21 protein-coding genes and 2 pseudogenes are annotated in these 19,267 nt (G+C 57.2%); 9 read left to right on the top strand and 14 right to left on the bottom strand.

What is annotated here, in order from left to right; translation table 11 throughout:
* Positions 1-48: 48 nt before the first annotated feature.
* From HMPREF1224_RS43595 to merT, 6 genes are all read right to left on the bottom strand, one after another.
* Complete coding sequence (locus HMPREF1224_RS43595; RefSeq protein ID WP_081717431.1) at positions 49-1,230, bottom strand: Y-family DNA polymerase; 1,182 nt, start codon at positions 1,228-1,230, stop codon at positions 49-51.
* Between the two features lie 338 nt (positions 1,231-1,568).
* The gene (locus HMPREF1224_RS43600; RefSeq protein WP_008567175.1) at positions 1,569-1,985 is read right to left on the bottom strand and encodes a hypothetical protein; all 417 of its coding nucleotides are present in this window, start codon (positions 1,983-1,985) and stop codon (positions 1,569-1,571) included.
* An 18-nt stretch (positions 1,986-2,003) separates the two neighbouring features.
* Positions 2,004-3,686 carry a mercury(II) reductase gene (gene merA, locus HMPREF1224_RS43605; RefSeq protein ID WP_008567178.1) on the bottom strand — a complete coding sequence of 561 codons (1,683 nt, stop codon included), beginning with the start codon at positions 3,684-3,686 and terminating at the stop codon, positions 2,004-2,006.
* A gap of 32 nt (positions 3,687-3,718) precedes the next feature.
* Positions 3,719-4,153, bottom strand: a complete 435-nt coding sequence (gene merC / locus HMPREF1224_RS43610; RefSeq protein ID WP_008567179.1) for an organomercurial transporter MerC — start codon at positions 4,151-4,153, stop codon at positions 3,719-3,721.
* 12 nt (positions 4,154-4,165) lie between these two features.
* The gene (gene merP / locus HMPREF1224_RS43615; RefSeq protein WP_008567180.1) at positions 4,166-4,441 is read right to left on the bottom strand and encodes a mercury resistance system periplasmic binding protein MerP; all 276 of its coding nucleotides are present in this window, start codon (positions 4,439-4,441) and stop codon (positions 4,166-4,168) included.
* Between the two features lie 13 nt (positions 4,442-4,454).
* Positions 4,455-4,805 carry a mercuric ion transporter MerT gene (gene merT, locus HMPREF1224_RS43620; RefSeq protein ID WP_008567181.1) on the bottom strand — a complete coding sequence of 117 codons (351 nt, stop codon included), beginning with the start codon at positions 4,803-4,805 and terminating at the stop codon, positions 4,455-4,457.
* 71 nt (positions 4,806-4,876) lie between these two features.
* Here merT and merR point away from each other — a divergent pair, with 71 nt between their 5' ends.
* Together merR and HMPREF1224_RS45165 are read left to right on the top strand one after the other, a co-directional pair.
* Positions 4,877-5,287, top strand: coding sequence for an Hg(II)-responsive transcriptional regulator (gene merR, locus HMPREF1224_RS43625; protein ID WP_008567182.1), 411 nt, complete (start codon positions 4,877-4,879; stop codon positions 5,285-5,287).
* 358 nt (positions 5,288-5,645) lie between these two features.
* Positions 5,646-5,833, top strand: a pseudogene (locus tag HMPREF1224_RS45165) (DUF4113 domain-containing protein); the annotation flags it as partial.
* Between the two features lie 17 nt (positions 5,834-5,850).
* Here the strand turns inward: HMPREF1224_RS45165 and HMPREF1224_RS0112960 are convergent.
* The 5 genes and pseudogenes from HMPREF1224_RS0112960 to HMPREF1224_RS45170 all read right to left on the bottom strand — a co-directional run.
* Positions 5,851-6,204 carry a hypothetical protein gene (locus HMPREF1224_RS0112960; RefSeq protein ID WP_008567186.1) on the bottom strand — a complete coding sequence of 118 codons (354 nt, stop codon included), beginning with the start codon at positions 6,202-6,204 and terminating at the stop codon, positions 5,851-5,853.
* A gap of 71 nt (positions 6,205-6,275) precedes the next feature.
* Complete coding sequence (locus tag HMPREF1224_RS46060; RefSeq protein WP_010794483.1) at positions 6,276-8,129, bottom strand: site-specific integrase; 1,854 nt, start codon at positions 8,127-8,129, stop codon at positions 6,276-6,278.
* Positions 8,110-9,726: a hypothetical protein gene (locus HMPREF1224_RS43630; RefSeq protein WP_010794484.1), complete on the bottom strand. Its 1,617-nt coding sequence runs from the start codon at positions 9,724-9,726 to the stop codon at positions 8,110-8,112. Before HMPREF1224_RS43630 ends, HMPREF1224_RS46060 begins: the two co-directional genes overlap by 20 nt.
* 10 nt (positions 9,727-9,736) lie before the next feature.
* Positions 9,737-10,894 (bottom strand): tyrosine-type recombinase/integrase, encoded by a 1,158-nt coding sequence (locus tag HMPREF1224_RS43635; RefSeq protein WP_010794485.1) that lies wholly within the window; start codon positions 10,892-10,894, stop codon positions 9,737-9,739.
* A gap of 118 nt (positions 10,895-11,012) precedes the next feature.
* Positions 11,013-11,156 (bottom strand): annotated as a pseudogene (locus HMPREF1224_RS45170) (hypothetical protein); the annotation flags it as partial.
* Positions 11,157-11,260: 104 nt separating this feature from the next.
* Between HMPREF1224_RS45170 and HMPREF1224_RS46065 the strand changes: the two are divergent.
* The 3 genes from HMPREF1224_RS46065 to HMPREF1224_RS45525 all read left to right on the top strand — a co-directional run bounded on the left by HMPREF1224_RS46065 (position 11,261) and on the right by HMPREF1224_RS45525 (position 13,120).
* On the top strand, positions 11,261-11,383 hold the full coding sequence (locus HMPREF1224_RS46065; RefSeq protein WP_010794486.1) for a hypothetical protein: 123 nt from the start codon (positions 11,261-11,263) through the stop codon (positions 11,381-11,383).
* Positions 11,384-11,669: 286 nt separating this feature from the next.
* Positions 11,670-12,353 carry a hypothetical protein gene (locus tag HMPREF1224_RS46120; protein ID WP_010794487.1) on the top strand — a complete coding sequence of 228 codons (684 nt, stop codon included), beginning with the start codon at positions 11,670-11,672 and terminating at the stop codon, positions 12,351-12,353.
* Between the two features lie 449 nt (positions 12,354-12,802).
* The gene (locus HMPREF1224_RS45525; RefSeq protein WP_153901627.1) at positions 12,803-13,120 is read left to right on the top strand and encodes a hypothetical protein; all 318 of its coding nucleotides are present in this window, start codon (positions 12,803-12,805) and stop codon (positions 13,118-13,120) included.
* Between the two features lie 237 nt (positions 13,121-13,357).
* On the opposite strand, the gene HMPREF1224_RS46125 is transcribed toward HMPREF1224_RS45525, so the two are convergent.
* On the bottom strand, positions 13,358-14,218 hold the full coding sequence (locus tag HMPREF1224_RS46125; RefSeq protein WP_010794489.1) for a prepilin-type N-terminal cleavage/methylation domain-containing protein: 861 nt from the start codon (positions 14,216-14,218) through the stop codon (positions 13,358-13,360).
* Positions 14,219-14,388: 170 nt separating this feature from the next.
* On the opposite strand from HMPREF1224_RS46125, the gene HMPREF1224_RS43655 reads away from it, so the two are divergent.
* Positions 14,389-15,096: a DUF7673 family protein gene (locus HMPREF1224_RS43655; RefSeq protein WP_010794490.1), complete on the top strand. Its 708-nt coding sequence runs from the start codon at positions 14,389-14,391 to the stop codon at positions 15,094-15,096.
* A gap of 27 nt (positions 15,097-15,123) precedes the next feature.
* Here HMPREF1224_RS43655 and HMPREF1224_RS43660 read toward each other — a convergent pair whose 3' ends face one another.
* Positions 15,124-16,101, bottom strand: coding sequence for a hypothetical protein (locus HMPREF1224_RS43660; RefSeq protein ID WP_010794491.1), 978 nt, complete (start codon positions 16,099-16,101; stop codon positions 15,124-15,126).
* A gap of 549 nt (positions 16,102-16,650) precedes the next feature.
* On the opposite strand from HMPREF1224_RS43660, the gene HMPREF1224_RS43665 reads away from it, so the two are divergent.
* Positions 16,651-17,268, top strand: a complete 618-nt coding sequence (locus tag HMPREF1224_RS43665) for a hypothetical protein (RefSeq protein ID WP_010794492.1) — start codon at positions 16,651-16,653, stop codon at positions 17,266-17,268.
* Between the two features lie 132 nt (positions 17,269-17,400).
* Here HMPREF1224_RS43665 and HMPREF1224_RS43670 read toward each other — a convergent pair whose 3' ends face one another.
* Complete coding sequence (locus HMPREF1224_RS43670; protein WP_010794493.1) at positions 17,401-17,877, bottom strand: hypothetical protein; 477 nt, start codon at positions 17,875-17,877, stop codon at positions 17,401-17,403.
* 148 nt (positions 17,878-18,025) lie between these two features.
* Here HMPREF1224_RS43670 and HMPREF1224_RS43675 point away from each other — a divergent pair, with 148 nt between their 5' ends.
* On the top strand, positions 18,026-18,403 hold the full coding sequence (locus tag HMPREF1224_RS43675; RefSeq protein WP_010794494.1) for a hypothetical protein: 378 nt from the start codon (positions 18,026-18,028) through the stop codon (positions 18,401-18,403).
* A gap of 291 nt (positions 18,404-18,694) precedes the next feature.
* Positions 18,695-19,054: a DUF805 domain-containing protein gene (locus HMPREF1224_RS43680; protein ID WP_010794495.1), complete on the top strand. Its 360-nt coding sequence runs from the start codon at positions 18,695-18,697 to the stop codon at positions 19,052-19,054.
* Positions 19,055-19,267: the final 213 nt, after the last annotated feature.

The raw sequence follows: 19,267 nt of genomic DNA on the forward strand, positions 1-19,267 counted from the left end.
GATGATTTGAATCATGATGCCAGGCTAGGGCAGTAACGACCCCTTGCCTCATCTTGCACGGGGCAAATCTTGCCAACGAGTAGTGTAAGAAGGAGAAAGCAGCTCCCTGCGCATCATCCAACCTGGCGCAGACGGAATGGTCGCCACACGAAGCGCTCCTCGCCCAAACCTTTCGTTGATCATATCCATAGTCGCCATCAGCTGATCGGCATTTCTGCGGGGCTGCGGTGCAAACATATCGCCTGTCAGCCCCTCCATCTGGCTTAGCCTACACAGTTGGATGGTGCACTTGGAGTAAGCGAAGCCGGGCCTATAGATTTCCAGAAGGCCTTGGTTTGCGGCTATGATCAGTTCGCGGGTGTCTGCGGTTGGTGTTGGTAGCAGCATCCTGGCCCCGTTCCAGTAACGGTCTGCTGGATCAGCAAACTGGCTGGTTTGAACCGAGACAACGAGCTCGCTGCAGACGGAGCCCTGCTCCCGAAGCTTTTCCGCTGCGCGAGTGGTGTACGCGGCCGCCGCCTGGCGCAATTCCTCAAGCAGATAGACACGCCGGCCGAACATCTTGGACGACACGACCTCTTTCTTCGGATCAGGATCATCGTGCATTTTCAGCCACTGCTCCCCGCGTAGTTCCCGGGCGGTTCGCTCCAGAACCTTCGAGAACATCCTTCCGATGTGCCTCGGGTCCGCGCTGGCCAGGTCGAATGCGGTCTTGATCCCTAGAGTCTCGAGTTGACTGGAGAGCTTACGGCCTACACCCCACACCTCCCCCACCGGCGCGAGTTTCAAGAGTTTCTGCTGGCGCTGAGGGTCCATCAGGTTCACCACGCCGCCGGTTGCCGGCCAATTCTTCCCTGCCCACTGTGCGAGTTTGGCCAACGTCTTTGTCGGCCCGATTCCCACACCAACTGGGATATTCACCCACTTTCGAACTCTTGCCTGTATATCCCGGCCCAATTGCTCTAGGTCATCCGGCATTCCAGTAAGGTCACACCAACATTCGTCAACTGAGTAGACCTCGATGCTGGCGACCAAAGTGCTAATGGTTCGCATCACACGATTCGACACGTCGGCGTATAGCGCATAGTTGCTCGAAAAGGCTGTCACTCCCCTCTGGTCGAGAAACCGCTTCACTTTGAAGTATGGGTCGCCCATCTTTAGGCCCAACGCTTTAGCCTCCCGACTTCGAGCGATGATGCAGCCGTCGTTGTATCTGAATGACGCTAACAGTTAGTAGTGCATAACATATTGATATTTAACGATATTGTTACGCTAACAATTTTTCGTCCTTCGCAGCCTAAATCAGGGCTTTTCAGTCCGACCCACCCCCATGCGGCCAACTAGCTGCCCGCCTCGAATGTCGTGTCCCTGGGGCCGCGAGGCCCCAAAAAACTTTGAATGAACTTCATGAGCGTGCACATCTGTTGTCGGCTGGAGTCGTTCGGTTGTTCGGAAGAGCAGGCGAAACCGAAAAGCACACGGAGTCCTCGCATAACGTCCTTGGCTCGCAGCACTATTACGGAGACCGAAGCGTTCCCGGCCAATCAGGGCTGCTGAGAGGGCCTACATCACCGACACTCCCGGCCTTCTCCGCACCCTGGAGCGCCAAGGTACTTTCGGCCGGCCAGGCGCTCGGGCAGCCAGATGAGCAAGGGTGCCGCCCCCAGTGCCAGCAATAGCCACAGTCTGGAGAACTGCTCGCCATGCGGGTCGAAGCCATAAGCCAGCAGCCCGCCGAGCGCGAGCAACAGGAAGTACGGCGCCGTGAGGTAGCAGTGAAGTCGGCGGCAGCGTGCGGCATTGACCAGGCAGGCGCCACCCATCACCGCCAGCGCGGCGCTTGCGGCCAGGAATAGCGTGGGGTGTCGATCTGCCAGAAGAATGGTTAGCGTCGCGACAACGGCAGGCAGCCCCCAGAAGCTGATCACCTGCCATGTCTGGCGCAGGCTGTCACCCCTGCCGAGTTCATTAGTCTTAATGTTCATGTTTGCACCTCGCATTCTTTACCCGGCGCAGCAGGACAATTGCTTCACGTCCTTACTGAAGGTTTGCGCCGCGAGCTTCAGGCCCTCGACCATGGTCAGGTAGGGGAACAATTGGTCGGCTAGTTCCTGCACCGTCATCCGGGCGCGGATGGCGAGGGCGGCCGTCTGAATCAGCTCGCCCGCTTCCGGGGTCACTGCCTGCACGCCCAGCAGTCGGCCCGAGCCCGTTTCGGCGACCAGCTTGATGAACCCCCGTGTGTCAAAGTTCGCCAGAGCGCGCGGCACGTTGTCCAGGGTCAAGGTGCGGCTGTCGGTTTCGAGGCCGGCTTGGTGCGCTTCCGCTTCGCTGAAGCCGACGGTGGCCACCTGCGGATCGGTGAACACCACGGCCGGCATGGTGTCGAGATTGAGCATTGCCTCGCCGCCGGTCATGTTGATCGCCGCGCGATTGCCGGCCGCCGCCGCGACATAGACGAACTGCGGCTGGTTGGTGCAGTCGCCGGCCGCATAAATATCCGCTTTGCTGCTGCGCATGCCCTGGTCGATCTGGATGGCACCGCGTTCATCCAGCTGCACGCCGGCCGCTTCCAGGTTCAGGCCGTGGGTGTTGGGCGTGCGTCCGGTGGCGACGAGCAGTTGGTCGACCCGCACTTCACCGTGCTTGGTGGTCAGCACGAACTCGCCGTTGGCATGGGCCACCTGGCTGGCTTGCGTCTGTTCCAGCACTTCGATGCCCTCCAGGCGGAAGGCCGCCGTCAGCGCTGCGCCGATGGCCGGATCTTCACGGAAGAACAGCGAGTTGCGCGCCAGGATGGTGACGCGGCTACCCAGCCGGGCAAAGGCTTGCGCCAGCTCCAAGGCCACCACGGATGAGCCGATCACGGCGAGCCGTTGCGGAATACTGCTGCTTGCCAGCGCCTTTTCCGAGTTCCAAAAGGGGGTATCTTGCAGTCCGGGAATCGGCGGCACGGCCGCACTGGCGCCGGTGGCAATCAGGCAGCGGTCGAAGGTCACGATGCGCTCGCCCCCCTCGACCAGTTCCACACTGAGCGTGTGGCTGTCCTGGAAGCGGGCGGAGCCACGCAGCACGGTGATGGCTGGGGTGCTTTCCAGAATGCCTTCGTACTTGGCGTGGCGCAGTTCGTCGACACGACCCTGTTGCTGGGCGAGCAACCGTTCGCGCAAGACAAGCGGCGGCGTGGCGGGCAGTCCGCCATCAAACGGACTTTCGCGGCGCAGATGGGCCACGTGCGCGGCGCGAATCATGATCTTGGAGGGCACGCAGCCGACGTTGACGCAGGTGCCGCCGATGATGCCGCGCTCGATCAGGGTGACGCGGGCCCCCCTTTCTACCGCCTTGAGCGCGGCCGCCATGGCGGCGCCACCACTGCCGATAACCGCCACGTGAAGCCTGTCACCCTCTTTCCCGGCGTCAGTGCCACCGCTCAGCCAGCCCCGTGCCTTATCGAGCAGGCCGGGACGGGTAGGTAGCGTGATGTCTTCGAACGCCGCTCGATACCCCAGGGCCTCGACGGCGGCCTGCATTTGTTCACGGCTTACGGCCTCGTCGACCTTCAATTCGGCCCTCCCACTGGCGTAGGAAACATCCGCCCGATGCACGCCCGGAATCTTCTCCAAGGCCTCTTTCACATGCACGACACAGGATGCGCAGGTCATGCCAATGATTTTCAGTTCGGTCATAACGTTACTCATTGAATCGTCTCTTGTCAGGTTCACTGGTTTGGCGGCGTCGGACAGGACGCCGGGGAGCAACGGCGGTGCGCGGGCGACACGAAGTCCCAGATGGACACCCCAAACATGACGGCCAGGCCGATATAGAGCAGCCAGCCGCTCCGCCAGCCGTGAGCCAGCATCAAAAACACCGCTACCAGCACCAGGGCCGGGCCGATCAGGCCAGGCGCAGCGCGTCGCCACTGCCGGTGACTGAACCAGCCGAGGGCATTGACGAGCAGAGCCACGCCGGCAAACAACGGCAACAGCGTGGTGATGAACAGGCCTTCCCATTGGCTCAAAAAGCCCAGTCCGATCGTGGCGCCCAGGCTGGCAAGGGCGGGAAAGCACGAGGCGCAACCTATGGCGGAAACCAGCACGCCGACGGAACCGGCTTTGTCACCGATCCGTGTGAACAGATTGAAAGAATTTGCCATCGGAATGCCCGCCTATTGCTTGACGCTGGACGGGTAGCCGGCGTCCTCTGTCGCCTTGGTCAGCGCCTGCGCACTGGTCTTGGCATCGTCGAAGGTGACGATGGCTTCGCGCTTCTCATAACTCACCTCGGCCTTGGTCACGCCCTCGACCTTGGTCAGCGCTTTCTTCACCGTGATTGGGCAAGCGGCGCAGGTCATGCCCGGCACCGACAGGGTGATGATTTGGGAGGCGGCCCACACTGGGGAAACCACGGCAATGAGGGCGAGAGCGGCAAGCAGCTTTTTCATGACCAACTCCTGATTAGTAGAACAAGGGGAGGATGTAGGGGAAAGCGAGCGCGACCAGCACCAAGGCCGTCACGACCCAAAAAACGAGCTTGTAGATGGTGCTTACCTGGGGATCAGCGCAGACCTCACCGGGTATGCAGACTTGAGCCGGGCGGAAAATGCGCCGGTAAGCGAAGAACAGCGCAACCAGTGCCGCGCCAATGAAGAACGGGCGGTAAGGTTCCAGAACGGTGAGGCTGCCGATCCAGGCACCGCTGAAGCCCAAGGCGATCAGCACCAGCGGCCCCAGGCAGCACGTGGACGCGAGGATTGCCGCCAGACCTCCAGTGAGGAGTGCACCGCGCCCATTTCGCGATTCAGACATACGTTCATCCTTCCGAGTGGTTGATCGATGGGTTAAGGTTATTTCCGTAGTTAGGTACGGGGTCAAGCGGCATGCACAACGCGGTGGAAAGCCTGACCATCGGCGCCTTTGCCAAGGCAGCCGGGGTTAACGTGGAAACCATTCGGTTCTATCAACGCAAGGGGCTGTTACCCGAACCGGACAAGCCCTACGGCAGCATTCGCCGCTATGGCGAGGCGGATGTCGCACGGGTGAGATTCGTGAAGTCCGCGCAACGGCTGGGCTTTAGCCTTGATGAAGTGGCCGGACTGTTGCGACTGGACGACGGCGCGCACTGCGACGAAGCGCGTGTGCTCGCCGAGCAGAAGCTTGAGGATGTGCGTGAGAAACTCGCGGATCTTCAGCGGATCGAGTCGGTCTTGGCGCAGCTGGTTGATGACTGTTGCGCGAGCCAAGGGACAGTGAGCTGTCCGCTGATCGTTTCGCTGCAAGCGAGCAAGTGACCGCCCGCACTTCGCGCGTTAGCCCACGATTTCCCGTTTGTCAGGGCTCTCTGTTTGTCGGTCTGAAGGTGGAAAGAGCGGCGCTCATTGAGCGCCGCTGACTGGGCAAAGGAGCACTTGCAAAGGCCCTAGGTTGGTACTGCTATTTGCCCTTGTGCATCAGTGGGGCGGGCCCACGTTGCATCTGGTCGAGTAGCACATATCTACCTTGCAGGCGGACAGCCGGGCTGCGCTTCGCTTCGCCACGGCCTGCCGCCGTGGCGCCCAGTTGTTCAATCTTCTTGACGGTTTCCGCCACTAGGATTGCGTCAGCCTTGTCGCGCATGGAGACAATCTGCTCGGTCGCTCTCGTGACATCGTGATCGCCGCCGTACAGCCCGTCGCCTCTGAGAAGGTCATGCAGGTGATGGATCGGATCAATTCCAAGTGGGGTCGAGGCACGCTCCGCCTGGGCGGGGTGCCGGTGACTCCTGACTGGGGATGTGTCGGGAAATGCTCGGCCCAAGCTATACCACACGGTTAGATCAGCTCTGGACAGTGAGGTGAGGCACACCCCAGCGCTGCTAGGAAGCCGGCTTACTGCTCAGAAGAACCACCTTACCAGTGGCTACGCCCTTCAGTTGAGCTAGTTCGAGAATCAGGGTCTGATTCACTGAGGCCAGTCGAGCCAGATCCTGGCTTAGCTGTGCGTTCTCCGCGCGCAATGCTCTGTTCAGCTCCCTCTCCTTCAACAATGCTTGGTGCTTCGAATCGCGCTGTGCTCGGACTGATTTCCCCATCAGACCACGAATGCGTTCAGCCACGGCTGGGTAGGTGTTGTGGATGAGACCTGGAGTGACCCCTGCCGCTTTCGCTACGCCAGAAATGGACAGCTTTCCGTTTGTTGAAAGGATGCCGTCGATGACCTTATCGAGCATCTCCGAGGTCTTCTGTCTGGAGCGTCCGGAGGATCGTTGCGCAGTTGGCTTATTGGTCAAAGTCGGCACCTTCAAGTTCGCGTTGGGTCACTGTCGCGAGCGTCCAAAGGAGACAGGCCAAGGCTGCTGATTACGTCGAATGCGACCTGCATATCACGTTTTGCCCGTTGCCTTACAGCCGGCCCGGCATCGTCGATTTCCATCAGCTCCAGCTGATGCGAGTAGATCCCCTGCCACGTGGTGGCAAAGGTCTCGTCAATCACAGAGTGTTTGCAGCCAGGACAACGGGTTGCCTCATACAAACCAGCCCCACCACAGCCCCGTTCTGTCGCGATGCACCAGCCATGACCAGTCGCTCGAATGTTTGCATGGGGGGCTGTCTGGGCCAGCAAGGCACTCCGATCTTTGATCGGAATGGCACGTAGCTCCATGATCCTCTCACCCGCCCCTCCAGCAAGTGGCTGATCATCCAACCACGACTCGATGAGATCGATCTTGAATTCCGTCATCTGTTGGAGGATTTCATCGAACAGGGTGAGATCCTGTAGGGGGTTGGAGGCATAGAGCTGAGTCATGCTCATACTGCTGTGTTTGAACTGCCACTTGAGGAAGACGAGCGAGGTACGCCCCATGCGAGACTCAACGAAGCACCGGGCATAGGTGCGACGGCACTGATGAGTCCGCAATGGCCAATCACTTCCAGCCGCTTTTGCGACGCGCTTGAAGGCTTCATTGGAACCTGCGGCGCTGAGCACTTCGATGTGTCCAACACGTTCGGCTTTGTTGCCGTACCCATTCAAGCAGAGGAACAGTCTCTTCGAGTCCTTTCTGGCTTTCTCCAATCGAAGCAAAAGATCAGCGGAGTCAACTGAATTGCATGACAGTTCAAGGTCACTCAACTCCGCCTCGAGCTCCCTTCTCATGGGGGTTGAGCACATGGCGAAGAGATTCAACGCATCCAGCGTAAGCTCAGGGACAAGATAGTCGACTCGTCCCTTTCCCGTTTTATGCTCGGTCGTGGTTACCCAGCAGTAAGTAACGCCATCCACTACCTCTTTTCGCCACGCACCGACTTCAATCCCGATGACCTCTTCGTTACGCATGCCACTGGTAATGGATGCAATGTACAAAACAGCATCGCGGCAACGAATCATTTTGGGGCTGCGGCGAGTGAAAGTGTCAATTCCGGTGGCTTTCAGATCTTCTTTCGTCTTATGAACGATCTGCTCGCAATAGTTGAAGATCTTCGCCTGATCATCTGGCGGAATTATATCCGTTCTACCCGTATTCTTATTGGCAGCCGAAGTACCCCTTGCTTCTCCAATTCCGCTGACTCGCCACAGGGACGAGTCCCCCCACGGAAAACACTGAAGAGGGGAAAGGGTTTCGGCAGAGAATATCCATAAAAAGTCAATTATCCGCAGCCTGGAATAAAGAGGCATTGGTCTTAACGACTCTGACTTGCAATGGTGAATATAATTACTAATGTGTATGGGCCGAACATCGGAAAATCGTTCAAGCTCTAAATCGCTAAGCCAACGAATAAATGGAATGACACTGGCACTGACGAGAGTTGTAATACCCCGTGCGACAGGTGGCTTTGACCCTGGAAGCCCTCTCTTGAACCATGCATACGCAACTGCTTTGCAGTCATCAATCATCTCAGGTGGGAGATTAAAATCCCAACTGACGTACTTGTGCCCCTCGTTTACGTTAGATTGATCAAAGAAAGGTCGAAGATCCCAGCGAGCATCGCCAAAGCGGCTTAATACAAGAGTTTCGCCACGATCATTAACAATGGCACTAATAACTATCGCATCACGCTCAGCCTTGCTGAGGCCCGAGGCAGTTACAGGTTGCGCGAATAGCACATCATAGGCCTTAAGGGCGGCCCTAGAGTTCCGATTAGCCGACAAGAGCGTCACCTCGAACTTTCCTCATAAACTCAATCTTGCATCCCCAGAACGGATGAGGGGACGCTTTCGCTTTGGCTTTAGCCGCTTCGATCAGTTCAATCTTGAATTTTCGAGACGTAAACTCGTCAATAAGTCTGATGAAATCGCCCTGGCGTTTCCGCCATGCCGCCCACTCATCTGTTAAAAAATACTCCATCTCAGCGTGCAAAAACTGCTGATAGCTGAACAGTCGATACAAGTCTCCGAGAGTCCCTACAATTGCGTAACTAGGACATGTCAAGCAATGAATGAACTCGGAACAATGGGTAACGCCATCTTTGGGTGCCAGGCTTCCATAGAGGCTATCTTTGCAACCTCCTGGGGGTGTCGGTGTGACGTTGATGCCACGCAGCTGATCGGTGAATGCTTCCCCTACGAAGGTGGCACCCTCAACCTTGATCTCGTCATTTATCTTCAAATAGTGGTTATCAGCAACGCTAGGGGAATGGCCCATCACAGCGGACACCTCCAGTAGGTCGCCGCCGCTGAGCTTCCAAAGCCTACTTTCCATAGTCTTTCGAAGACGACTGAGATTAACGATCAGCGGTTGGCCCTGATCGTCCTTCAAAGCATGCCGCGCACAGATACTCTTTGTTGATTGAAATAGCGTACTGGAAGCCAGCGCGACTACCCTATGACCATGCCCATTCTGTCCGGCGCGGTAAAGCCAAACATGCGACTTAAGCTTTTCAGGCGCAAACCCAACCAGTGGCTCAGAAATTGCCAAAGCCTTATTTACAACAGCCACCCCATCTAAAGGAATTGGGTTATATCCGTCATGCAGTTCAGTTTGTCGAATGGTTTTGCTCTGAGCACCCTTGCCGCGTCTTTTTACGGTGTTCAAGAGCCGAAGATTGGGGATGAATGGATGCGGCTGGAGTGCATCTCTAGACATTTCCAGAAGCGGCGTAGTGTTAATTCCAGATCTGGCCGCAGTAATCAGCAATAAGACCGTCATTGCTTCGGCGTCATTTCCAGAGAATAAGCCCTTATGAATGGCTACTAAATCTGACTTTAGCGCAGTGATGAGCCCCTGCATTTCCGAGAGACTGAGCGGCTTCGCGTCATTGGTCGATTTCGCGGTATGGGGGAAAGGAACGGCTGGAAGTAGATCATCTTTATCCGCCTCAACGAATCCGTATTCAATTAGGCTGATGATCAATGACTTCAGCGACGTGTAATAGTTCTTCGCAGTTGACCCGTTTGGATACTTGAGCTTAAGCCACGAAACATATCGCTCAAGATGCCGCTTGGTCAGGCTGTTCGGGGTTGACGGCGGAGAATCAATCGTTCCGCTTTTCAGGAAGGCCATGAAATATCGAAGGCCATTGCTGGAGTACCCTACAAGAGTGGCCAGGGAGAAATTCCCTCCATTGACCAGTGCTCTGATTACATGAATACTCTGAATAGCCCATGCGTCAAAGCCAAACCCAATGTACTGAGAGTGATCAATCTTAGTTACATTCCGGGGATTTTTCGGAAGATCGATTCTAAGCTCATTCTCTACGGTCTCGAATCCTTTAGTGACCGATTGCATTTCAGCTTTATAGTTTTTCTTTCGGGCCAACAGTAGTACCTCAGATGCTTGGAGTAGAGACGGCCATAAACATCATGTCTATCTCGTCTTCATGAGCAAGGACAGACTGAGCCTCTAGCTGATTAATGAGATGCAGGTACACCATCGTTGTTTGAACGTCGGAGTGTCCCATCCTGTCTCGGACATAGAGCAATGGCTCTCCTTTAAAGTCTCGGCTTTTCCTCAGGGCAAGAAGGGTATAAGTCCCATAGGTATGACGAAGCATGTGGGCCCTAACATAAAATCCGCACTTGCGCTCATACGCCTTCATCACGTCGACGATGGAGTCTTTCGTGTACTGCCGCCCCTCCCTTGTCAGCACCAAGGCCGTGGCGCGCCCGTTGCCGGCCGCTTTCCGTACTTCGCGCTCATGAAGCGTGTACGACCACATTTCCTCCATCAGCGACCAAGGCACGTCAATTGTTCGAGGGCGGCCGTACTTGAGATGCATGTCCGATGGCTCGAGAGCCACGCTGATCATTTGCCCAGGGCGGAGGCCCTTCTTCAGCCGAGGATTAAAGACGTACTTGAAAGGGAAAGTGCGCGCCTCGCAGGAGCGAAGACCAGTGCGAACCATCAGATGGAACAAGATCCGGTGACTTGGATCGGCATCGAGGGCGAGGCAAACCTTAGCCTGATCTTTGGTCAGGAATTTGGTCAATCGCTTACGCTCTCGCACCATCACTGAGGGCTTCGTACTCTCGGCGTTAGGACGAGCTACGTGACTGAGGAAGCCGGAATGCGGAGTCGCTCTGACCCTTCGCTCGCCAAAGGGCAGCGCTGCGATCAGATCACGCTGCTTGGCCCATTGGTAGAACCTCACAATTAGGTTCAGTCGCTTGTTCAGAGTGCTGGGATCTAGTTCCAACTCACCGCTCGACCAGTCTCTATACCGCGACAGGACGCTCAGGCCATCTGCCTGACTCTCCTCATTCCAGGCCAGACCATTGGCCTCGAGGAAGGCGAAGTAGTCGAACAGACGGCGTCCATAGGCCTCCCACGTCAGAGCACTGAGTGCCTCACCTGACTCGACTAGCGTGTGCCAAAGGAAAGATTGCGCCGGCTCCACTGGCCAACCGTCGGCGCCAACCAACAGAGGGAAACCTTCGAATGATCGACCCGCTACAGCAAGGTCTTTTGTTGCGAACACCAGCCTCATTTCACAGCCTTAAACACCATCCAGATGACTCCCCTTCAGAGGCTGGAATGTAATTTCTCAGGCTTCTATCAAGGTGGTGCGGACTGTAATTCATTTACTAACGGAAGCAATCCCTCAGATCGTTGTTCGAAAGGACCACGACTGGCTTCTGTGCCAAGTCCGGACGGAAGATCCGCTCACATGAGCAGTAAAAGCTGTTGCAATCGACCAGGGCAAAGACGCTCACAGCATGCTCCTGAGCAGCATGCTGATCACTCCCCATAGTTCCACCTGCTCTTCGTCGGCCAGGATTTCGCGATGGCGGCCGTCGGCTCCTACCCGTGCAAGATGTAGTCGTTCCAGTGCTACCCGCTCCACGAGCGCCAAATGATGCTCATGGTTCGCCACCACGATTACTACATTGCCGGCACTAGGCTCGAGGGCGCGGTCGACCACGAGTACATCGTTCCGGTGCACTCCGATCCCAACAAGATCGTCGGTGTCGACTAGCCAAAGCCAAATGTTGGGTGCCCCCCATCCCACCGCGGCGTCAAGGGAGGGGGGAAAAAGCAAGTGATCCTCAGCCGGGCTCTGGAAACCAGTGATCTTCAGGCGCTGCTGCGCCAGGGCGAGACTGGACAGCCGCCGGCCGGGAGACGTAAAGCAATCCATCTGGGCGGTCGTCTCAAAACTGTATATGCGTACAGTATAGAGATCAGCCCCGGGTTGGCGTCAAGCTGCGCGCACTGGGTATGTCACTGTCAGCGGGGAGGATTTTGCTGAAGGGGGGCCATCCATGGCCTCTACCGTGCAGTATATGGCCGGTAAATGTCCAAGGCGCGACTGCGGGTTACCGCCGGTCAGTTCGAGTCAGCGTGCATCGATTGCTGCGAAACGTGGAGCAAACCTCAATATGTATTGGACAGGGAGCGTGGGCAGGATGGGCGGAAGGAATGGGATTTTCGGGGCAGGCTGGTCGGGACTCATCCTGCTGGCAGGGGTGGCGCTACTTGCGCCTGAAGCCGCATACGCTGGGAAGCTAGGACAGGCACTGGGCTCTGCAGCTGGCAGCGTCGGAGGGACTGCGGTTGGAGGCGTATCTGCAGAAGCAACCCGACAAGCTCTTGCTGCCAAGGGCATGACCGAGGATGACTTCTTCCGAATGCTGTTCGCTCGAGGCATCCCTCGCGCAAAGCAAGATCTCCCCAAGATGGTCGACGCAGAAACAGAATTTTATGACGTGACTGGTAGCGGTAGGGAATGGGGATACTGGTATCGATTCCGTCGGTATGCATCTCGAGACCTGGACCCTGCAGCGGTGAAAAAGGCACTCGGCCCAGAGATCATTTCGAAAGTCTGCGCGACGCCGAACATGGTCTCCCCGTTCATGGAGATGGGGGGAACCTATCGGTACAACTATGTTGGAAGGGATGGCCAACTGATCATGTCAGTTCGGGTGAGTCGGCAGGACTGCAACTGAGTCCTGCCCGACTCACGAGTTCGACTCTTTACTGCGGAACAGAACAGGCCTCGTATTCCTCACGACTCGATGCGCAGTTTTTGCCGAGGCAGGTGGACTGTCGGAATTTTCCTATAGTGTAGATTCGGCCGTTGTAGGCGAAGCTATCAGTCGCGTTGGCAACCTCTCCGATGTACTGCCCTAGGTAAAGCCGGTACCCCTGTTTCGGCCCACCGGTGTTCGACACGCCATGATCCCAGCCGGTGGCGTAGACCCCGTTCTTTGTGAATGAGGACCAAGCACAACTCGGGGTGCTCTGTTTGGTACCGACGGCTTGCTGGGAACGTGCTGCCTGGACAGTTTGATATAGCGGGATCACCCCCCCAACGTTTCGGACCTGGCCAGTCACCAGGCTCACTTCCCGGTTTTGTTGGTACGCGATCTGGTTTTGGTAGCAAACGGCAGACTGAGTGAATGCTGTTCCCTTATTGATCGTGCTCGCGTCGGGTGACCAGGCGCTGCAACTGTACGGTGCTCCAGAGTCCTGCCAGGCTGAGTACATCGCACTGGTAGATACCCACTTATCGGTGAACGGTACAGTGATCTGCCCTGTACCTCCTTCCGCCGGCGACGTCGCGCTCACGGTGGCCCCGCCAATTGTCTTTGACGAAGTGAGAACGACCGATGTCTGGCCGTTCGCATCCGTTGTCGTGGTCGCAGCACTGAGACCGCCGTCGCTGGTGGTCCAGTTGATCACTACGCCCCTGCCGGCGTTGTTCCCGTCGTAGTCCTGGACTGTTGCCACCAATGCCGCCTTCTCCCCTAGGGCAGCGAGGGAGCCTGGGGTTGCCTGGATGACGATCGTCAGTCCCATATTGCAAGACCGCCAACCATTCCCCGATCGGTCACAAACGACCTTTTGCCACCCACTAGAGCTTGCCCCACTACGGATGGGCTTCCAAGAGTCCGCCGAGACTGTCGTTGTTACCGCAGTGAGAATGAAAGCCGCGGCTACGGCCACGGCCTTAAGGTTTGCAAACATAGAGATTCCCCGCACTGTCGAACGCCAAAGAGCCTTTCGGAAAGCTGGCACACGATTGACCTGTGCTTACGATCGCCGGGCTCCAGATAACCGACTTCACCCACTTGCCCCCTTGGCAGGTGAGTTGCGCACCGGTGGATGTCGTAGCGACGAGCCCCGCTTTCGCGCAGCCCCCTCCCTCTGCAGCCGTGCCGGTGAACTCGACGTAGCCAGCGGTGCTGATATTTCCGGTAGCAGCGACTGTTTGAGCGTTGACCGCGCCGGCAGCGTTGAGGGTTTGAGCGTTGACCGCATTGACCTCGTTGATGTCGTTGTTACCCATCAGCAGGTTGGTACGCATGCGGTTCATTTCCGCGTTCGCCGAGGCCAGGCGCGAGAGCTTCCCGTCCAGGGCTGGTTCAGTCCCTGGAACCCCAACAGTGGTGCGGATCTGGTAGGTGGATGAGTTGATGATTTGAGAACCCGGTAAACCATTCACCACAACCCCGTCCCAATCTTTGGTGGTGTTCTGATCGACACTGAAGGTGTACTGGGTGCAGGAGGTGGTGATCGGGTAGTTGTAACGGTTGATATTTGACACCCCTGCGAGCATTGGCGGGGTTGTCGCTCCGAGCGCCTGAATAGCATTCGAGCATGTAGCATCACCTGGCCAGGTGCCCTTCTCGCTTCGATAGGCCCGTGCGGCGTCGATGATCGCCTGGGTGTCTTGGACTGTGATGTCCGCGCGTTTCTGGTTCACCCTGGTCATGTAGTTTGGCACTGCTGCGGCGGCGAGCATCGCCGTGATCGCAAGCACTATTGCCAGCTCCATTAAGGTGAAGCCCTGCTGGCATTCCCGCCCCATCTTCATTGCTCCTAAGCAGAAGTTGTAGGCACCAATGCTACGAGCACATTTGTTAGACCCCATGTCAAAAAGACACGCTGAAATTCCCAAGATTTAGGCGGTTTCGGTAAATCGTGGAGCAAACCTCAGTTCTGGATTAGGCTGTTCCGGTCAGCAAAAAGGAGGGACTCATGATGACTGACCCTGGTCCGGAGCAAGCTTCCGCCAATATTCGTGAACAGCTCGAAAGTCCATACACGCGGATACGCTATGCAGGAGAGAAAGCCCTGCATCGACTCTTGCCCATTGCCCAAGGCGACGGCATCCAGAACCAGGTGGTCAGGTCGCTGCTGCTGGGCTGTTACAACGGCCAGGATTTCCCGATCGATCCTGCCTCGTTGAGGGTGCTTAATCGCCGCATGATGGAAGACTGCATAGCTCTGTTGCTGATGGACTCCGCCCCCGCGATGGAGGTGCACCAGTACGTAGAGAACGGAAGTTCGGTTTTCAATGGAATGGCTGAGCGTTGGCGGCCACCGAGCCGCATCCAAATGCAGATACCGACGTCGGAGGACGAAACATCAGAGGGCCTTCGGAGCCTCGGGAAGAAGTCCCTGCAGCATTTAATCGCTGTGGCTCAAGGCTTTTCTGGACAGTGCCGCCATATCGCGCGGTTCTTGGTGGCGTGTTACGACGGATGCCGATACCCCTTCGACCCCACCAGGTTCCGTTGTATCGACCATGACCTCTTCCTGGAGTGCATCGCGGTAATCCGCCTGCTGTACGAAACCCGCCATGGGATCGACAAGAACATCCTTGAGGGGGCGAGCGTGTTCAACAGGCTGATTCAGGATTGGACGATCGAACCCTATAGCGCAGACTCGGAAGCTGTGCGATGAGGGTAGGCCAAGCCGCGCGGTGCAGCTTCAGTTAGGGATGCCGGAAGGGCCTGTTTCAAACGGAGGAACCTGCGCTGCACTGACATTCCCAGAGGACGGCATCGCATGGCCCCGGCGGCTGAATCGTCTGTGATGGAAAGCGATCAGAAAAAGGGCCAGGTAGATCCAGATCGAGTGGGCGACCGAGCAGAGCACGTAGAACAGTCGCAGGATCACCCGGTGCGCGCCCACCGCATCGGCGTAGTCGACGATTACCTTGTAGAGGCCTGCCTTCCTGTACAGAAGAACGGCCGCAATGCTTCCTGTCTTTTCATCATTGTCGATGCCGACAGTGGTCCCCATTTCGGTAAATGGTCGAGTGGACAGGTCGACATAGGTGCCGAAGATCTGGCCCCGGAGCGGCGCCGGAAAGTCTTCAGCACGTAACGACGTGCCTGACCAACACGCCACCCCCTCTGCCCTGCACCCGTCCTGGAACTCCGTGCTGGGAAGATCGAGCAGGTTGCGGTGCTGCCAGGCAATGTTCCAGTTCCAGCCCGGGAGGGCAGTTTGGACCAGTGCGACGTGGAAAATCAGGGTGGTGCCGATCACGGCGGCCTGGGCTCCCAACATGATGATGCGATCAAGCGTTCGCCAGCGTCTCACGAAGACCAGCAAGATGAGACCGCTGGCAACAATGCCGGCGAGGAACGTTGGAACGAGCTGCGGATTCGACCCTTCCGGAAGGAGCAGGTGGCCAAGAGTTTGGTTTTCCCCGTAGCGGAAGATCACAAGAGCAAGAGCGAAGGCGCCAGTGATGAGTTTGGGCGAAAGCGTGCGACGGAAGAACAGGATCATCGAGAGCGAGAAGGACAGGTAGAGCAGGAACTGCGAGTAATCGATGACCAAGTCGAAAGCATGCCGAGAAAACCACTCTTGGAACGTGCCGGACTGCAGCTCCGTCAGGCTGTAAGGCGATGAGTCTGGGGAGGGTTTTAGAAAGGTCTTGAAGAGGTTTTCAGACATCGGAGGGCACGCATACCAAGGATCGAAATCTGGATGCTACTTCCCGATCGCCCGAGTACCAGCGAAACCGGTATTGGAAAATCCCTAAACCGTAGGTTGGGAGCCGGCAAGGACTTTCGGTCATGAATATGGGAGTGCAACCGTTACCATCAGGCCTGTAGCAATCTCCCTGAAGGAGTCCTTACATGCAGTGCCGATGCGGGGCCGCCACCAAAGGCTGAAGCTCTGTCGTAAATAAGCTGGAAGCCGAGTTGTCGTACCAAGAGTGTGATCCCTGTGGTCGAGTCCACATCGATCACCTGAAAGTGCGCGGCCAGATCGTAGCCCGTGGCCGCGAGGCTAGTGAAATATTCAACGGCGACCTCGAGCGCCTCCTCAGCACACCCCAGCAGGCCGGGTTTGCGTTTTGACCTCTGGAGATAACCCGGGCCGCCTGGCGGTGATTGCCACTGCCCTCTCGCTGGTCGTGCCGAGGCCGGCCGACACTGGTCAAGTGTCGCGCGGGCGGTATCATGGTTCAATCTATTGACCACGTTCAGCGAGACAAGCATGCCAGAAATCCAGGAACTTCCTCCCGAGGAGCTCCCGAAGCAGATCACCGCTAGGCATGTTACCCGAAGTCTTGGGCAGCACCTTGAAGCTTTCCTGGCTGCGAACAACCTGCAGGGGTGGAAAGCTGAGGAGGAGTATGTCCTGCGGGACGACCGTCTGGCCGATCAGCTTTTGCTGTTGACCCAGGTAACCGGCCTCTATCTCGGGCAGTTCAAGCGGTACAGTACCCGCTTGCTGAAGCTCGCACGAAGGAATGGGGCTGAGATCAGGCTGACTGAGGTACAAGGCATGGTGGCGCGCGCCTTGGGATATAACTCCTATCATGTCGCCTATAAGTGCCGATCGGTTGACGATTTCATCGACAACCTCTGGCCCCAAGGTGCAGCAATGAGTCTGGTGAGTCTGGACGGCGCCGTCGCCGGCATGCGTCAGCAGAGCGCAGTGATACAGCGCCTGATCGACCGGTACCGCTTCAACAAGGAGCGCGACAGGATGGTCAACGCCGGTGCTAAGCCGGGCGGCCAGGCCGATCCTAAGATGGCCAAAAAGATGCAGGGTGAGCGCCGTAGGCGCCATAGTCTGCATCGGAGCGACGGGATCAAACTTCGCGATTGACCCAGGTGGTAGCTGCGAGGCTTGTGACTTTCAAACGCTGGCGGACCTTGAACCAAAAGAAATGCAAAAACCGGGCTTGAAGCCCGGATTTTGCATTTTGGTGACTCTGTGGCCGGGCCAGCGGTTTGCATGCTAGTCCAGGCTGACAAGCCGCGTTTCGAGGGTGTACTTCTTCCCGGCCGCAGTCCAGAAGATCGTCGACTCGCCGCCGTTTACGGCCGCTCCAGTACCCGAAGTGGCTACTTGAGTTGCGCCGATTTCAGGAATGAACTGGTCGACGACCAGGTCGAAGGTCACCGCCTTTTCGGACTGCCGCTTCCCTGGGACGGCATAGGGGTGGATGGCCATGATGTATCCCGAGCGTGATTTTTCGAGCGCGCCCTCTTTCACGATATGCAGCTGACGCCATTCCGCTTGAGTATCGATCTGCGCGGCAATACGAGGCCGCTGCAGCACGCGCTCATGCTTGTTGGCATCGATTTCCTTGATCACGAACTCGAACGTGGCCACCTGTTGGGCGGGCGTTTCTTTGAAGCAGGTGGAGTAGCAGCCGGCCAGCGTGAGTGCGACCGCCAGGGCAGTGAGAGTGGCAAATGAGCGTTTGACCATTGTTACCTCGGGTCTAGAGGCCAACGGTACCGAGCGAAAATGGCAAATCCCAGTCAAGTTGATGGCGCGGATTCCTTGTTGATGTCGGATTGCCGCGACATGCCCGGAACAGGCCTACACTTTCGAAAAAACTGCCGGAATCATCGCGATGCTCACCCAGCACCTAACAGTTGCGCAGACCAAGTATTTATTCATCGGCAAGGACTGCATGGCGTATCGGTGCAGCGATGGTATGAATCCGCAAGATTTGGAGCGGTACGAACTGCGTCCGCTTGTGGTCGCAACGCTCAGCGTAGAGGGGCTTGGGATCTACTGGCAGCGCTTGTACTTCGGGGATGAACCCATCCCTCTTGAGTCATTTCTGTATTTGGCATGGACAGAGTTCCACACCCTCGGGGGCATGCCTGGCCACCTTATCCAGGGGCACTCATGGAACCAGAGCCTGCTCCTTCTGGGTATGGTTGAGAGCATGCTGGCGACTATCGCCGCATGGCGCGAAGCTGATCGGCCGGCGGATCACAGGTAACTCAAAGATCGAGGTCGACTTTCTGGGTGGGCGCGATCGGGACGGTATACTCCCACGTCTCAGCACATCGAGGTCGACCAGGTGTTCCTACGCCAACTGTTCTTGAAATTCACCCTGTTCTTCAGCCTCATCATGCTAGGGCATCTGCTCCTTCCAAAGGAGGTGGCAGAAACCCTGGTAGATGGTGCCTGGCGTTACATCCTGTGTTTTGCCGGGGGAGCATGCGGACTCTGAGATAGGATGAGTGTCCGAGCTGCAGAGCAGCGGCTCGACATGTCCAAAGGAGCCCGCGTGAATCTTCTCTCCCACTACTGCCGGCATTTCACCGGCGCCTTCAAGTTCAGGAACCGACAGGGTCGGACTTTTTTCTGGCTCTGCCTGCTTGCCGACGTATTCCTGGTATCAGTTTTGGTCGCTTTGAGCCCCTTCGGGTTGCTCGGCAGACTTCTGATGCTCCTCGCGCTTCTGGTCATCGCCGGCAATGCCATTCAGCGTCTGAAAGACGCCGGCGTCTCCCCTTGGATGCTTCTGCTGTGGTTCATCCCCTTCGTTGGCCTGGTAATCCTGGCCATCCTGCTCCTGCTCCCCGGCCGTAAGCCGGTCGGCCTGCCGGTCGCGCCTCCCTCCTCGCCTTATGTTGGCGGGAAGTGAGCGCTGAGCTGGCCGCACTGAGGCCAACTTATAACAACATAGCCGCCGGCGCTCTCCGGCCCGGCGGTGCTCCCTTTTCCTTCCCCGGCGTCACCTCTGCAAAAGCCCAACCTGGCCTAATAGGGGGCATGCCGAGATAAGGGGGAAATTCATTCATTTGGTCTGTAAGTAGCTGTTTTTGATCATGAAAGCCCTAGGGCGATGATCGCATTA

This window comes from Pseudomonas sp. P179, assembly GCF_000478485.2.
Classification (GTDB): domain Bacteria; phylum Pseudomonadota; class Gammaproteobacteria; order Pseudomonadales; family Pseudomonadaceae; genus Pseudomonas; species Pseudomonas aeruginosa.

What these genes read in the sequence shown, in the direction of transcription:
- HMPREF1224_RS46065 (WP_010794486.1), top strand. Translation starts at nt 11,261, where the DNA reads ATGATGCTCATGGTTCGCCACCACGATTACTACATTGCCGGCACTAGG.
- HMPREF1224_RS43600 (WP_008567175.1), bottom strand. Translation starts at nt 1,985, where the DNA reads ATGAACATTAAGACTAATGAACTCGGCAGGGGTGACAGCCTGCGCCAG.
- HMPREF1224_RS43670 (WP_010794493.1), bottom strand. Translation starts at nt 17,877, where the DNA reads ATGGTCAAACGCTCATTTGCCACTCTCACTGCCCTGGCGGTCGCACTC.
- merR (WP_008567182.1), top strand. Translation starts at nt 4,877, where the DNA reads ATGCACAACGCGGTGGAAAGCCTGACCATCGGCGCCTTTGCCAAGGCA.
- HMPREF1224_RS43635 (WP_010794485.1), bottom strand. Translation starts at nt 10,894, where the DNA reads ATGAGGCTGGTGTTCGCAACAAAAGACCTTGCTGTAGCGGGTCGATCA.
- HMPREF1224_RS43655 (WP_010794490.1), top strand. Translation starts at nt 14,389, where the DNA reads ATGATGACTGACCCTGGTCCGGAGCAAGCTTCCGCCAATATTCGTGAA.
- merT (WP_008567181.1), bottom strand. Translation starts at nt 4,805, where the DNA reads ATGTCTGAATCGCGAAATGGGCGCGGTGCACTCCTCACTGGAGGTCTG.
- merP (WP_008567180.1), bottom strand. Translation starts at nt 4,441, where the DNA reads ATGAAAAAGCTGCTTGCCGCTCTCGCCCTCATTGCCGTGGTTTCCCCA.
- HMPREF1224_RS43660 (WP_010794491.1), bottom strand. Translation starts at nt 16,101, where the DNA reads ATGTCTGAAAACCTCTTCAAGACCTTTCTAAAACCCTCCCCAGACTCA.
- merC (WP_008567179.1), bottom strand. Translation starts at nt 4,153, where the DNA reads ATGGCAAATTCTTTCAATCTGTTCACACGGATCGGTGACAAAGCCGGT.
- HMPREF1224_RS43665 (WP_010794492.1), top strand. Translation starts at nt 16,651, where the DNA reads ATGCCAGAAATCCAGGAACTTCCTCCCGAGGAGCTCCCGAAGCAGATC.
- HMPREF1224_RS43675 (WP_010794494.1), top strand. Translation starts at nt 18,026, where the DNA reads ATGCTCACCCAGCACCTAACAGTTGCGCAGACCAAGTATTTATTCATC.
- HMPREF1224_RS46120 (WP_010794487.1), top strand. Translation starts at nt 11,670, where the DNA reads ATGGCCTCTACCGTGCAGTATATGGCCGGTAAATGTCCAAGGCGCGAC.
- HMPREF1224_RS46125 (WP_010794489.1), bottom strand. Translation starts at nt 14,218, where the DNA reads ATGGGGCGGGAATGCCAGCAGGGCTTCACCTTAATGGAGCTGGCAATA.
- HMPREF1224_RS0112960 (WP_008567186.1), bottom strand. Translation starts at nt 6,204, where the DNA reads ATGCTCGATAAGGTCATCGACGGCATCCTTTCAACAAACGGAAAGCTG.
- merA (WP_008567178.1), bottom strand. Translation starts at nt 3,686, where the DNA reads ATGACCGAACTGAAAATCATTGGCATGACCTGCGCATCCTGTGTCGTG.